This window comes from Mesorhizobium sp. HAY1-8B (assembly GCF_056868045.1).
Window position 1 is genome coordinate 4,698,042 of sequence record NZ_CP200321.1, and the last position, 13,968, is coordinate 4,712,009.

Sequence of the window (13,968 nt, forward strand, 5' to 3'; positions counted from 1 at the left end):
GGCTCCAGTTGCGGAGACGATCATGTGACCCGGGCACGGCTGAAGGCCTATTTCGAGACAAGCTTGGCCGGACTGACACAGCCGACGCACTCGGACTGGATTTTCGCCCTGCGCACCGTTTCGGCCGGGCTTATCGCGCTTCTCGCCGCCTATGCGCTACAGCTCGATCACCCGCAATGGGCGATGATGACGGTATTCATTGTCGCCCAGCCTGTTGCCGGCATGGTGCTGGCGAAGGGTTTTTACCGCCTGCTCGGCACGCTCGCCGGTGGCGTCGCCGCGATCGGCATCACCACGATCTTTGGTACCGGCCCCTGGGTGCTGGTGACGGTGCTGGCCGTCTGGATCGGCATCTGCACCTTCGTCTCCTCGCTGCTGCGCAACCCGGAAGCCTATGGCGCGGCCCTGGCCGGCTACACGGCCATGATCATCGGCCTGCCCGCCTTCGGGCAACCGCACCTTGTCGTCGACCTTGCAGTCGCGCGCTGTGCCGAGATCGTACTCGGTATCGTCTGCGCCGGCCTGACCAGCCGGCTGATTCTGCCGAAACTGGCCAGCGACGCCATCATCTCGCGGCTGAAACGCTGCATTCTCGACCTCGCCATCTATGCCGGCGGTGCGTTCTCCGGCGGCGATCGGGCAACGCTCATCGGACTGCACCGCAAGCTTGTCGCCGACACCCAGACGCTTGGCGAGATGCGCGCCTATGCCAGGCTCGAGGCAGCGAGCTTCGCGCCCCGCGCCCATCCGGTCCGGCTCACCATCGGACAGCTGCTCTCGGCTCTCTCGGCGGCACGTGTGCTGTATTCGCACGCCGCTCCGAAGAACGCCGCGCTCATTCCGGTACGCTCGGAGTTGCAAGTGCTTGTCAGTGAACTGGCGGCCAAACCCGGCGCGTTGGATGATACCGCGCCCTGGGTGGCACGGCTCGACGCGATCTCGGCCAAAGCCAGGCGAATGCCCGATGCCTCGGTCGACCAGGGTGATGACAGGGTCGGCACCATCACCCGCCTCACCATCGCCGCCGATTTCGCCGAGGCGCTGAAACAGGTGCTGCGCGGTCTGGATGCCCTGCGCTCGCCAGCCACGCGCCGCCAAGGTCGCGCCAGGCGGCAACCCGCCCTCGTGGTGCATCGCGACTATCCTGGAGCGGCACGTAACGCCGTCCGCGCGGCCCTTGCCACATTGCTGGTCGCCGCATTCTGGCTGACGACGAAATGGTCGGAAGCGGCAGGCACCGTCATCCTGGTTGCCGTCGTGTCGAGCCTGTTTGCCGCTCGCCCCGACCCCGTGCAGGTATCCTGGGGCTTCTTCAAGGGCACCCTGCTCGCTTTGCCCTTTGCCTTTCTCGTCGGCCAGATCGCGCTTCCCGCCCTGCCTGGTTTTGGCTGGTTCACGCTTTTTGTCGTGCCCATATTGGTGCCGGCGGCGCTCGCCATGGCCAATCCGCGCTATGTCGGCGTGGCGACTGCCTTCGCCATCAATTTTCTCGCCTTCCTCAGTCCGCATCAGGCGATGACCTATGCTCCTGGCCCCTTCCTTGCCGGCTCGGCGTCGATCCTGGTCGGTATCCTGCTGGCGATCGGGGTCTTCGTCGTCGTGCTCCCCGCCGATCCGTGGCTCGCGGCCAGCCGCATCGTGCGGGCCATGCGCGAGGATCTGGCTCGACTTTGCCTGCACGAGCGCGTGCCGAGGCGATCGGCCTTCGAGAGCCTCGCCTATGACCGGATCAACCAGTTGATGCCGCTGGTGCAGAATTCCGGCAGGAAGGGCGAAGCGGTTCTGGGTGGTGGCGTTGCCGCAGTCACGGTCGGTCTGGAGATCCTGCGGTTGCGCAGCGCAAGCCAGAACCACGCCATCCCGTCCGAAACCGCACTTTCGGTCGCCAACTTCCTGAGGGGGCTGGCGCGCGAACTGCTTTTCCGCGCGCCCGGTGACCCGCGGACAGCAACTGTCGCCGTGGCCCGGCAATATGCGGCGGGCATAGCCCAGCGGAACGCCAACGGGGACTCGCTGCAGATCGCGGCATCACTGCGTATTATCGCTGCGGCGATGGAGGATTTCCCGGATTTCTTCGCCAGGGATAAAGGCTAGGCGGCGGCGATCGCCAGCGCATGGCCGCGTGCATTCTCGCGCAGAGCATCAAGATGGATCGACTTGACCAAAGCGGCGAGATCGCCTTCCGCGGATTGCCCGCCCAGTTCCTTGAGCATCAGCCAGCTGACTTCCTGCACGCCGGCGACGCGCTTGCCATTGGCGACTTCCCGCCAGATTTTCAGCGCACGCAGGATGATCGCATGCGTGGCGGCGGCAAGGCCGGCACCGCGGAACAGGGCCTGCAAGGCGACATCGTGCCCGCCCGCCAGCAGCGCCCTCACGCGCTGTTCAGACTGCTGGCCGAGTGCCACCAGCGTCGAGCCGAAGAAATCGACCTTGCCATGCGCGATGGTGCGGATAAGGAAGCTTGCGGTGAGATCGCCGCGCAGCCTGAGATGCTCGATCAGCGCCGCGTGTTCTTCCTGGCGTGTGCCCTCGATCAGCGTGACCGAGGCTTTGACGCAAGCGTCCCGCATGACGCGGTCGGCACGCGCGGCGCCCATCAATGCCATGACCAGTGGCGATGTCTTCAGTGTTTCGCCAAGCTTGACCAACAGCATATGCCGGCAGTCGGCAGGCAGGCGTGCATCCGATATCAGTGCCTCGCGTACCTGAGGCAGGTGCCCGTGGCGTTCCGCCATGCGGCGGAAACTGAGGGAAGCGATGTCGGCGCCACTGTTGGCCAGCAGCACCGCGCAGGCTTCCGCCTCGCCGATCTCGGCGATGGCCGCCGACAGCGCCATCGAGACGAGCGGACGGTCGGCGATCAGCTTCTGCGTTGCCTTCTGACTCGCCGCCACGCGGTTGATCAGATCGGCGTCGGTGAGCAGCGGTGAGCGCGCCAGCACGACACCAGCGACTTCAGGCTGGTCGGAAGCCAGCGCGCTGATGATCTGCAGCGGCGCGTGATGGCTCATGGAGAGCGCTTCGGCCATTGCCAGCCGCACTTTCGATGACGCATCGTCGAGCAGCAGCGTCAGCGCGGCTTCCGCGGCGCAGCGATCCTCGAACGGCAGTTCGGAATTGACATAGGCCCGGGCCAGCGCGTTGGCCGCGGCGGCACGCTCGGACACCCTGGCCGTATAGATCCACTTCAGGAAATGCGAAACAACAACCATGCCCGCCTGCTTATGCCCCTTGCCAGAAGATTTCCGGCCCCGGTGAAGACGGTAGGCAGAAATGGTTTACGAACGGTTCACCATGTTCATTAACTGGCTTGCGACTGCCGAATGCAGCGCCTATCAACCGTCAGACAGCGGAGGAAACAGCAAATGGCCGGGCTATATCTTCGAGGAATTCGTCGTCGGCCACGTCTTCCAACACACGCTGCGCAAGACCGTCACCGAGAGCGACAACATGCTGTTTTCGGTGATGACATTGAACCCGCAGCCGCTGCATATCGACTTCGACTTCGCCGCCAAGAGCGAATGGGGCAAGCCGCTGGTCAACTCGCTGTTCACGCTTGGCCTGATGATCGGCATTTCGGTCAATGACATCACGGTCGGCACGACGGTCGCCAATCTCGGCATGAAGGAAACCGTGTTTCCGCATCCGGTCTTCCACGGCGACACCATCCGTGTCGAAACCTCCGTCGTCTCGGTACGCGAGTCCAAGTCTAAGCCCGACCGCGGCATCGTCGAATTCGAGCACCGCGCCTACAATCAGCATGGCGACCTCGTCGCCAAATGCATCAGGCAAGCGATGATGCTGAAGAAGGCCGCCTGATGCGTTCGCTGCTGTTCGTTCCCGGCGATTCCGAGCGCAAGCTGGAAAAGGGGTTCGGCGCCGGCGCCGACGTGGTGATCGTCGATCTCGAGGATTCCGTGGCGCCGCGGAACAAGGCGGCGGCGCGCGCGGTCGCCGCACGCTTTATCGTCGAACGCTGGGGCCAAACCACCCCGGCCATCTATGTCAGGGTCAATGACCTCTCGACCGGATTGACGGACGACGATCTTGCCGCGCTCGTTGCGGCAAGACCGGACGGCATCATGCTGCCCAAGTCCAACAGCGGCCAGGATGTGCAGCACCTCTCGGCAAAGCTCAGGGTTCGGGAGGCGGAGAACGGCCTGCCCGACGGCTCGGTCGGGATCCTGCCGATCATCACCGAAACCCCGGCGGGAATACTCGCCGCCGCGACCTATGCCGGTGCAAGTGCGCGGCTCGCCGGTTTGACCTGGGGCGCGGAAGACCTGTCGGCGGCGATCGGCGCACGCTCCACCCGCGACGAGCAGGGTCGCTACACCGATGTGTTCCGCCACGCCCGCCTGACGACTATCCTGGCGGCCGGAGCCGCCGAGGTCGCCGCGATCGACACCGTGTTCCCGAATTTTCGCGACATGGCGGCATTCGCCGCTGAATGCGCGGAGGCCGAGCGAGACGGCTTCACCGGCAAGATGGCGATCCATCCCGACCAGGTGCCGGTCATCAACGCCGCCTTCACGCCCTCGGCCGAGGCGGTTAAACAATCGGCGGCAATCGTCGCGGCGTTCGAGGCGGCCGGAAATCCCGGCGTCGTCGGAATCGACGGCAAGATGTACGACCGCCCGCATCTGCGGCTGGCTGAAAGGCTGCTTGCACGCGCGAGGGCGGCAGGCATTTCCGCCTGACCGCTTCCCTTCTGGAAGCATTGGCCGACCGTTTCGCGAGACAGGCACTGGCTGGGGTTCAGGGCGTGCTCGACGATCCCGGCCTCGACCCACTTGGCAGTCTGAACGGCCTGCTCTCCCAGTCGCGACGGGCCAGGATCGAGACCGCGACATCAACCTGGCGGCCAGCGCGTCGTTTTCACCCTTGCTGGTCAAGATCATCCGGCAAGGTGTCGAAGACGGCACTTTCAGAACCTTCGATCCGGAGGGTGTCGCCGACATCGTCATGCAGTTCGGCTTGGCCACGCATGATGTCGTCGCCAAGGCGATCGCCGGCGGCAGCGACGCCGATATGGAGGTCGCGATCGAAGTCCTGGAGAAACGCGTCAGGCTCTACGAGATCGCTCTCGACCGCATACTCGGCCTTCCCGACGGAAGCATTCGGATCGGAGATCCCGGCTATATCAGGGCCGTCACGACAGCCCGACGGAAAATGAACCCCGTCAAGGCCCGCTGAACGGCCAGCCTGGAGCCTACTCCTTGCCCCAGCGTGGCCGGCGCATCGAAAAGACCTCATTGACGCTGGCGTAATCCATGTAACCGAGACGAGCCACATTCCCGGCCTTGGCGATGTCGAACAGGCCGTCTTTCAGGAAGGCATCGTCAATGTGCACGCCAACCACCTCGCCGGCGACCACGACAGCGCTGGTTGGCGTTCCGTCCAACGCCCTTGGACGGAAGACTTCCGTCACCCGGCATTCCAGCGCGGCAGGCGCTGCCGCCACACGGGGCGGCCTGACGAGACGCGAAGGCGCCATGGCGAGATCGGCATAGACGAACTCGTTGACGCCAGGCGGCGCGTTGACGGATGTGTAGTTCATCTTCTCCGCAAGATCGCGGCTGACAAGGTTGGCGACGAACTCGCCGGTCTCCTGGGCAAAGGAGGCGCTGTCCTTCTCTCCTTCCGACGAGAACCAGACGATGAAAGGCCGTGTCGAAACCGCATTGAAGAAGGAGTATGGCGCGAGATTGATCTCGCCCGCCTTGTTCAGCGTCGATATCCAGCCGATCGGGCGCGGCGCCACGATCGCCTTCGACGGATCGTGCGGCAGCCCATGCCCCTTGGACGGCTCGTAGAACATTCAGCCCGCCCAGGGTCCTGAGTAATCGGCGTAGAGCTTGGCCGGGTCGGGCCGTGGCCGCTCCGGCGCCCGGCCGGCATAAGAGCCGATATGGATGAAACCGACGACGCGCTCCTGCGGCGCCAGTCCGAGGATCGCCCTGCCCTCGGGCACGTCGGAATACCAGTTGCTGATCATGTTGGTGCCATAGCCCAGCGCATTGGCCGCGATTATCAGGTTCATCGCCGCCATGCCGCCGGACAGGAACATTTCCCATTGCGGGATCTTGGGATTCTCTTTCGGCACGGACACCACGCCGATCACCAGCGGCGCCCGGGAAAAGCGCGCCAGCTCCTGGTTGCGGCGGCCCTCGGGCAACGGCCCTTCCCGCTGTTCGGCGAGCTCCGCGAGCTTCCTGCCGATCTCGATACGGACATCGCCGCGATAGAGGATGAAGCGCCAGGGCTCGAGCCGGCCATGGTCGGGCACGCGCGCTGCGGCGGCGATCATCGTCGCGATATCGGCGTCACTGGGCGCCGGCTCCTTGAGGTCCGGAATCGGTGCTGAATTTCGGGTCAGCAGGAAGTCGATGATCGGCGACGCCATGGGCGCAAGTCTCCTAGACACTCTGTTTTGAGCTGAAGCGCACCATCGGGAATTCGGGCGGCTCGGGCAAAGGCGCGCGAGCGCCGGGCTGAAGAGTCGTGGATCGGACTCTTAAGCCTTGAAATTGCCACCGCCATGGGCTTCAACGCAAGGCATGTTTGAGGGGCGACTGCGTCTTTTCCTGGTTTGGCTCTGCGCCGCGCTGTTCCTGCTGCCGGTCTCCTTGGCTGCCGCGCAGGAAAAGGACGGCGTCAGCGACCTGAAACTCCCCGGGATTTCGAGCTATGCGACGCCCAGGACCGAAGCCCCGCTGGCGCTTGGCGGCGGTGGCGCCATCACTTTGTCGGCCCAGCTGACCGACAAGGGCACCGACATCACCCGTGGCCTCGTCTGGCGTGTCTTCAAGCCCGAACCCGTCAACGGCAAATTGCCGATGGTCGCCTCCGCCCATGGCGGCAGTGCCGTCTTCCAGCTCGAGCCCGGCAGCTATCTGGTCCATGCCTCCTATGGCCGCGCCGGCGCCACCAAGCGCATCACTGTCGGCAAGGAAGCCAAACGGGAAAGCCTGGTGCTCGACGCCGGTGGCCTGAAGCTCGACGCGGTTCTGTCCGGCGGCGTGCGCATTCCCCCGAAAAAACTGCGCTTCTCGATCTATGAGGGCACCGCCGAGGCCAATGGCGACCGCGCGCTGATCATTCCCGATGTCGAGCCCAATAGCGTCGTGCGGCTCAATGCCGGCATCTACCACGTCGTCTCGACCTATGGCGCGGTCAACGCGGTGATCCGCTCCGACATCCGCGTCGAGGCCGGCAAGCTGACCGAGGCCACCGTCGAGCATCACGCCGCTGAGATCACGATGAAGCTGGTGCGCGAAACGGGCGGTGAAGCGATCGCCGACACGTCCTGGTCGCTGCTCAACGAATCCGGCGATCCGATCAAGGAGACCGTCGGCGCCTTCGCCTCGATGGTGCTTGCCGAGGGCGACTACACCATCATCGCCAAGAACCGCGACCGCATCTACCAGAAGGATTTCACGGTCGTGGCCGGACAGAACCAGGAGATCGAGGTCCTGGCGACCGAGGCGGCGGCGATGGATCCGGAAGAAGGCGCGGATTAGCCTTCTACGGCCTATTCCCCGATTTCAGGCCGCCAGCTTTAGCTTTATCCGTGCCGGCAGGAAGGGAATCCGGCGGCGCGGCAGCTGTGGCGCCAGGTCGAACACGCCGCGGTAAAGACGGTCGAGCAATGCCTTGCGGTCGCGCAGCGGCTCCAGTTCACTCCAGCTCAGCACATCGCCGACGCGCACGTCGATCGCCTTGCCGGACAGTCGTGCGAATTCGCGGATGAGCAGCGACGTGCGCAATGTCAGCGAGGCCTTGCCGACGAATTTGGCCACCCGGCCGTCGCGCTCGGCCATGTTCATGGGTCCGCTGACCAGGTGGAACAGCCTGCCGTTCTGCCCGGAAAAATGCATGGGAACGACCGACGCCTTCGCTTCCTGGACGAGGCGGGCGGGAAACATCTTCCACGGCAGGTCGCGCGCCCGGCCGAACCCTTTCGGCGCGGTGGCAACGCCGCCGGCCGGGAACACCACGATGGTGACACCTTCCTTGAGCAGCCGCACCGCTTCATGGCGCACCGCCATATTGTTCTTCAGCGCTTCCTTGGTCTCGGAAAAGTCGATCGGCAGCGAATAGGGCTCCATCTCGCGAATCCTGAGCAGATCCTTGTGGATCATCACCCGGAAGGGCCGCCCGAGCTGCTCGGCCAGTGAGAGTACCGCAATGCCGTCGCCAATGCCGAAGGGATGGTTGGCAACGATCACCAGCGGCGTATCGGGCAATTGTGCGGGCGGCCATTGATCGGCGGTTCGCACGCCGACATCGATCAGGTCGAGCATGCGGCTGAACACGCGCTCGCCGGTCGGTACGACCTCTCGGCGCCAGAAATCGTAGAGTGCCGCAAAGCGATCGCGGCCGGAAAGGCCTTCGACGGAATGAATGAACCACCGCGCCAGCACCGGCTGGTGCGGATTGGCGTAGGAAAGTTCGGGAAAGGACCGTTCGCGCAATTTCAGCTTGAGCATAGGGGCTCGTTACAAGATCGGCGTGACAGGGATATGAAAATGGCGGTGGATCGCTCCACCGCCACCATCAGGGATGCTGCTCAAATCAGGCGGCGCGCTTGCGCCGGCGATCGGGCGTGATCGCTTCTTCGGTCAGCCGATCGATTGCCTGGGCAAGGCCCAGCGACTCCTGATCACGCGATCCAAGCCGGCGCATGTTGACCGTCTGCTCTTCCGCCTCGCGCTTGCCGCAGACGAGGATGACCGGAACCTTGGCCAGGCTGTGTTCGCGGACCTTGTAGTTGATCTTCTCGTTGCGCAGGTCGGCCTCGGCCGACAGCCCTGCGGCCTTGAGTTTTGCCACCACCTCGGTCGCATAGCCGTCGGCGTCGGACGTGATCGTCGCCACCACCACCTGCAGCGGCGCGAACCACAGCGGGAAGTGACCGGAATAGTTCTCGATCAGGATGCCGAGGAAGCGCTCCATCGAGCCGCAGATGGCGCGGTGCACCATGACGGGCTGCTTCTTCTCCGAATCAGAGCCGATGTAGAAGGCGCCGAAGCGTTCCGGCAGGTTGAAGTCGACCTGCGTCGTGCCGCACTGCCATTCGCGGCCGATGGCATCCTTCAGCACATATTCGAACTTCGGCCCGTAGAAGGCGCCCTCGCCCGGATTGATCGAAGTCTTGATCCGATTGCCGGATCTGGTCCTGATCGTCTCCAGCACGCTGCTCATGATCGCCTCGGCGTGGTCCCACGCCTCGTCGGTGCCGACACGCTTGTCCGGCCGCGTCGACAGCTTCACGCTGATCTCGTCGAAGCCGAAATCGGCATAGGTCGACAGGATCAGGTCGTTGATGCGCAGGCATTCCGACGCCAGTTGCTCCTCGGTGCAGAAGATGTGCGCATCGTCCTGCGTGAAGCCGCGCACGCGCATCAGCCCGTGCAGCGCCCCTGATGGTTCGTAGCGATGTACATTGCCGAATTCGGCAAGTTTTACGGGCAGATCTCGATAGGATTTCAACCCATGCTTGAAAATCTGCACATGGCCCGGACAGTTCATCGGCTTCAACGCGAAAACGCGATCGTCGTCGGTGTCATCGCCGGCAACCGTCACCTTGAACATGGCGTCACGATACCAGCCCCAGTGGCCTGACGTTTCCCACAGGCTCTTGTCGAGCACCTGCGGAGCGTTGACCTCCTGGTAGCCCTGCTCGTCGAGCCGGCGGCGCATGTAGTTGACCAGGTTCTGGAACATCTTCCAGCCCTTGGCGTGCCAGAAGACGACGCCCGGCCCTTCTTCCTGGAAATGGAACAGGTCCATCTCGCGGCCAAGCTTGCGATGGTCGCGCTTCTCGGCCTCCTCCAGCATCGTCTGGTAGGCATCAAGCTGCGCCTGGTCGGCCCAGGCCGTGCCGTAGATGCGCGTCAGCATCGGGTTGTTCGAATCGCCACGCCAATAGGCGCCGGCCACCTTCATCAACTTGAAGGCGTTGCCGATCTGGCCGGTCGAAGCCATGTGCGGACCGCGGCAGAGATCGAACCAGTCGCCCTGGGCGTAGATCTTGAGATCCTGGTCTTCGGGAATGGCGTCGATCAGTTCGAGCTTGTAGCGCTCGCCCTTGTCGGCGAACACCTTCTTGGCCCTGTCGCGCGACCAGACCTCCTTGGTGAACGGCTTGTTGCGCGCGATGATCTCGCGCATCTTCTTCTCGATCACCGGAAAATCATCCGGCGTGAACGGCTCGTTGCGGGCGAAGTCGTAATAGAATCCGTTCTCGATCACCGGCCCGATGGTCACCTGCGTTCCCGGCCACAATTCCTGCACGGCTTCCGCCAGCACATGGGCGGTGTCGTGACGGATAAGCTCAAGGGCGCGCGCATCGTCGCGAGTGATGATCTCGACCTTGCCGGATTTGCCGAGCGGGTCGCCGAGGTCGCGCACGGTGCCGTCGATGGCATAGGCGACGGCCTTCTTGGCCAGCGACTTCGAGATCGATTCGGCGAGGCCGGCACCGGTCATCGCCGCGTCGTAGTCGCGGACGGAGCCATCGGGGAATGTCAGGGAAACGGAATTCAGCATCATGTATCTCCTATCCAGTCCCGCAAACGAGCGCGGGTGGTAAAATGCAGGTCACCGGCGCCTTGCGGCTGCGACCTGCATCAGGTTGGCCGGAGGCGTCCGGCGGCGGCAGTCTTTTATGGGCAGATGCCGCCGCCGTAAAGCCCAGCCTACTTCATCAGTTGCGGCAGATCCTTGAGGAACGCAGCCCTGGTCGCCAACCCTTTCGGCATGTCAGTCCGATTGGTGTCGACAACCAGCCGGGCGAACACGATCTGGCGTCCGTCTTTCCGGGCCCAACCGACAAACCAACCGAGCGAGCGCTTGTCCTTGCCGCCCTCGCCGAGCCTCGTGCTGCCGGTCTTGCCCTGAACGGCCCAACCGCCAGCCTTGAAGCTTGGTATGATTGCGCGTGTCATCTCATGCGCCTTCGCCGATACGGGCATCTTGCCAGCGAGCAACTGCCGCAGGAAGGCAACTTGTTCAACCGGCGTGATCTTGAGCGAGGAGTTGACCCAGGAACGCGTGAGCCCGTCATCCTTGCCGGGATTGCCTGAAACGTCGGCATTGCCATAGTTGAGCTTCGATACATAGCCGGCAAATTTCTCGCCGCCCAGCCGGCGGGTGATCTCCCGGGAATACCAGATGATCGAATCGCGTTCCCAGATCACCGGGTCGACGGTCTTCTGGTCACGCTTCACCGCATTGAATTCGGGTTTGTAATCCCAGGTCGGCGTGTGCTCGTCGTTCAGGATACCAGCGTCGTAGCCGATCAGCGAAAGCGGCACCTTGAACGTCGAGGCCGGGCTGAACCGCTGGTCGCAGATCCCGTCCTGGTAAAGCGTCTTGCCGGTCGCCGCATCGGCGATCAGCGTGCAGTGCACATCCCCAAGCGGCGCCGATTGCGCGCGCATCGGGAACCCCAGCAGCCAGGCGAGCAGGAACAGGACTCCGGCCAGGATAAAGGGAAGACGGTCGATGTTACGCATTGATGCTCGCTCCAGAAGGGTGTTCGCGAGCGGGCTTAGCGAGGTCTCTTGTCTCGATTTTGTCTCAAATGCGCAGTCTTTGTGCAGGCTTGCGTTAACCCTACCGGATCGTAAACATGCGCGCCCGAGACGGCGCGGTCATGCCTTCGTTTCGGCGCGCTTGCGGCCGATCCGCCAGTACCGCCAGGGCATGAACCAGACATAACGATCCGCCAGCACTTCCGGCACCAAATCGACGCCGTGCGTGCCGAAGGGCCCGCAACGCAGCACGCGAAAAAGGCCCATCCAGCCACCGGCCCACAGGCCATGGCGGGCGATCGCCTCATGCGCGTATTCGGAACAGGTCGGCAGATGCCGGCAGGAATTGCCGACAAAGCCGGACAGCGTCAGCTGGTAGAGGCGCACGAGCGACGTGCCGAAGAGACGGCCAGGCGTCTTGCGCCACGGGCCGGGCCAGTTGCGGCCGCGTCCCGGCGGCCTGGCAGTGTGGGCATGCCCATGCGGGTCGTGCACCGCAATCTCCGTGTCGCGTTCTTCCCGCGATAGATGTGAGCTTCGCCGGGAGAACGCAATCCCCACCCGTTGTTCCACTGTGCGGTCATGGGCGGAAGCGGCGAAACGGCTGCCGGTCAACCGGAGGCACCCAGCGGTCGGGGCGGATCGGCTCCTGGCCGCACTTTGTATGCCGCCTTTCGTCACGCCATTGGAACGTCGCGATCCGCATCACATCGCCGAAGATGTCGAGGAACTGGTTCATGGTCGGTCTCCTTTGACGCGATTAGACCGCCGCTGGCCTTGGCCTTCAAACGAGTATAATTTCCACTTCGGATAATCCTGGGTTATGCGAATGAAGCGCGGACGCTTGCCGTTGACGGCATTGAGGAGTTTTGAGGCGGCGGGGCGGCATCTGAGTTTCAGCCGGGCCGCCGAGGAACTTTTCGTCTCCCAGGCGGCGATCAGCCGGCAGATCCGCGAGCTTGAGACCTTCCTGCGTCAGCCTCTGTTCGAACGCCATCATCGCCGTGTCGAACTGACCGATACCGGCCGCCGGCTGCTTGCCCAACTGGTCAGAAGCTTTGACGATATCGACCGGCTGCTGTCGGAACTGGTGGCGGTCCCGGCGCAGTCCCTGGTTCGTGTCAGTGTCGAGCCGTCGCTTGCATCCGTATGGCTGGTGCCCCGGCTCAACCGATTCCGCCAATTGCGGCCCGATATCGACGTGTCCCTGGAAGTTGATCCAAGGCTGATCGATTTCCGCGGCGATCAGCCCGAACTTGCCTTGCGCTTCAGCGCCCATGCCACCTCGTGGCCCCGCAGCCAGGCCGAGCGGCTTGCCTCGACGGTCGATTCCCCGGTTCTGTCGCCGGCGCTGCTCGCCTCAGGCCCTGCCCTCGAGAAGCCGATCGACCTTGCCCGCTACACGCTTCTGCACGAGGAAAACCGCCAGGGCTGGGCGCGCTGGTTCGAGGCCGCCGGCGTGCCCGCCGACGCCGTGCCGGCGCGAGGTCCGATGCTGGCGGATGCCTCGCTGTCAAAGCAGGCCGCGCTGCTCGGGCATGGCGTGGCACTGGGTGATCTCTTGCAGATCGGCGGGGAAGTCGCATCCGGAGCGCTGATCAAGCCGTTCGACATCGACGTCGCGTCGGGCGCCTACTGGCTGGTGGCCAGGAATCTGAGGGATCTGTCGGAGCCGGCCGCCGCATTCGCCGACTGGTTAAGAGGCGAGTTTGCAGAAAGCAGACACAAGCTGCAGGAGCAGGCCTAAGCCGCTTCTTCGGCGCGCTTCTTCTCGATCTGGCCGATGGCGTCGACCACGGCGTCGAAGGTCAGCATGGTGGAGGCATGGCGCGCCTTGTAGTCGCGCACCGGCTCCAGGTACCTCAGGTCGGCAAAGCGTCCTTGCGGCGGCTCGCCATTTTCCTTCAGCATCTTCAGCATGGTGTCGCGCACCGCGCGTAATTCCTCGGCACTCGCGCCGACGACATGCCGCGCCATGATCGAGGACGATGCCTGGCCGAGCGCGCAGGCCTTCACGTCATGGGCGAAGTCGGTGACCACGCCGCCTTCCATCTTGAGGTCGACGGTAACGGTCGAACCGCACAGTTTGGAATGCGCCTTGGCGGTCGCGTCGGGATGGTCGAGCCGCCCGATGCGTTCGATGTTTCCGGCAAAGCCGAGAATTTTCGCGTTGTAGACGTCGTTGATCATAATTTTCCAATCCGTCGCCGCCAAGCGAACAGCGATTGCCGCTGCTGCGTCTTCCTTTCGCTCGCTACGACCTTATATAATGCTGGCAGTCCGGTAACGACAAGGCGATGAGCGCCGCTGTCCTGGCCGGGGAGTTCACGCCGCTTACGGGGCTGGAAACGGGGCGAGTTTCCGACACCGAAAGGTCGTGGTCCGTTCAACTCGTTCCTCCTTGGAGAGGAACTACGGGAGACGC

14 protein-coding genes and 1 pseudogene are annotated in these 13,968 nt (G+C 63.8%); 6 read left to right on the forward strand and 9 right to left on the reverse strand.

The features are described 5' to 3' along the window. Positions 1-24: 24 nt before the first annotated feature. Positions 25-2,094 carry an FUSC family protein gene (locus AC1VON_RS22450; protein WP_483124869.1) on the forward strand — a complete coding sequence of 690 codons (2,070 nt, stop codon included), beginning with the start codon at positions 25-27 and terminating at the stop codon, positions 2,092-2,094. Here AC1VON_RS22450 and AC1VON_RS22455 read toward each other — a convergent pair. Next, entirely contained in the window at positions 2,091-3,215 is a 1,125-nt protein-coding gene (locus AC1VON_RS22455) for a DUF2336 domain-containing protein (protein ID WP_483124870.1), read from the reverse strand. The genes AC1VON_RS22450 and AC1VON_RS22455 overlap by 4 nt on opposite strands. 153 nt (positions 3,216-3,368) lie before the next feature. Between AC1VON_RS22455 and AC1VON_RS22460 the strand changes: the two are divergent. From AC1VON_RS22460 to AC1VON_RS22470, 3 genes and pseudogenes are all read left to right on the forward strand, one after another. Continuing rightward, positions 3,369-3,822, forward strand: a pseudogene (locus tag AC1VON_RS22460) (MaoC family dehydratase). After that, positions 3,822-4,703: an HpcH/HpaI aldolase/citrate lyase family protein gene (locus tag AC1VON_RS22465; protein ID WP_483124871.1), complete on the forward strand. Its 882-nt coding sequence runs from the start codon at positions 3,822-3,824 to the stop codon at positions 4,701-4,703. Before AC1VON_RS22460 ends, AC1VON_RS22465 begins: the two are co-directional and overlap by 1 nt. Before the next feature lie 184 nt (positions 4,704-4,887). Continuing rightward, positions 4,888-5,199 (forward strand): hypothetical protein, encoded by a 312-nt coding sequence (locus tag AC1VON_RS22470; protein ID WP_483124872.1) that lies wholly within the window; start codon positions 4,888-4,890, stop codon positions 5,197-5,199. Positions 5,200-5,215: 16 nt separating this feature from the next. Here AC1VON_RS22470 and AC1VON_RS22475 read toward each other — a convergent pair whose 3' ends face one another. Both AC1VON_RS22475 and AC1VON_RS22480 read right to left on the reverse strand, forming a co-directional pair. Then, positions 5,216-5,824, reverse strand: coding sequence for a flavin reductase family protein (locus tag AC1VON_RS22475; protein ID WP_172350273.1), 609 nt, complete (start codon positions 5,822-5,824; stop codon positions 5,216-5,218). Beyond that, complete coding sequence (locus tag AC1VON_RS22480) at positions 5,825-6,409, reverse strand: nitroreductase family protein (protein WP_483124873.1); 585 nt, start codon at positions 6,407-6,409, stop codon at positions 5,825-5,827. Positions 6,410-6,563: 154 nt separating this feature from the next. Between AC1VON_RS22480 and AC1VON_RS22485 the strand changes: the two genes are divergently transcribed. Continuing rightward, on the forward strand, positions 6,564-7,526 hold the full coding sequence (locus AC1VON_RS22485) for a hypothetical protein (protein ID WP_172350271.1): 963 nt from the start codon (positions 6,564-6,566) through the stop codon (positions 7,524-7,526). 24 nt (positions 7,527-7,550) lie between these two features. Here the strand turns inward: AC1VON_RS22485 and AC1VON_RS22490 are convergent, their stop codons facing one another. The 5 genes from AC1VON_RS22490 to AC1VON_RS22510 all read right to left on the reverse strand — a co-directional run bounded on the left by AC1VON_RS22490 (position 7,551) and on the right by AC1VON_RS22510 (position 12,282). Then, positions 7,551-8,495, reverse strand: coding sequence for a lysophospholipid acyltransferase family protein (locus AC1VON_RS22490; RefSeq protein ID WP_483124874.1), 945 nt, complete (start codon positions 8,493-8,495; stop codon positions 7,551-7,553). Between the two features lie 85 nt (positions 8,496-8,580). Further along, positions 8,581-10,557 carry a threonine--tRNA ligase gene (gene thrS, locus AC1VON_RS22495; protein ID WP_483124875.1) on the reverse strand — a complete coding sequence of 659 codons (1,977 nt, stop codon included), beginning with the start codon at positions 10,555-10,557 and terminating at the stop codon, positions 8,581-8,583. 149 nt (positions 10,558-10,706) lie between these two features. Continuing rightward, entirely contained in the window at positions 10,707-11,525 is an 819-nt protein-coding gene (gene blaOXA / locus AC1VON_RS22500; protein WP_172350268.1) for a class D beta-lactamase, read from the reverse strand. A 138-nt stretch (positions 11,526-11,663) separates the two neighbouring features. Continuing rightward, positions 11,664-12,038, reverse strand: a complete 375-nt coding sequence (gene yidD, locus AC1VON_RS22505; RefSeq protein WP_172350267.1) for a membrane protein insertion efficiency factor YidD — start codon at positions 12,036-12,038, stop codon at positions 11,664-11,666. Positions 12,039-12,123: 85 nt separating this feature from the next. Next, entirely contained in the window at positions 12,124-12,282 is a 159-nt protein-coding gene (locus AC1VON_RS22510; protein ID WP_483124876.1) for a hypothetical protein, read from the reverse strand. Positions 12,283-12,372: 90 nt separating this feature from the next. Between AC1VON_RS22510 and AC1VON_RS22515 the strand changes: the two genes are divergently transcribed. Continuing rightward, positions 12,373-13,290: a LysR substrate-binding domain-containing protein gene (locus AC1VON_RS22515; RefSeq protein WP_483124877.1), complete on the forward strand. Its 918-nt coding sequence runs from the start codon at positions 12,373-12,375 to the stop codon at positions 13,288-13,290. Here AC1VON_RS22515 and AC1VON_RS22520 read toward each other — a convergent pair. Then, the gene (locus AC1VON_RS22520; RefSeq protein ID WP_483124878.1) at positions 13,287-13,733 is read right to left on the reverse strand and encodes an iron-sulfur cluster assembly scaffold protein; all 447 of its coding nucleotides are present in this window, start codon (positions 13,731-13,733) and stop codon (positions 13,287-13,289) included. The genes AC1VON_RS22515 and AC1VON_RS22520 overlap by 4 nt on opposite strands. Between the last annotated feature and the right edge of the window lie 235 nt (positions 13,734-13,968).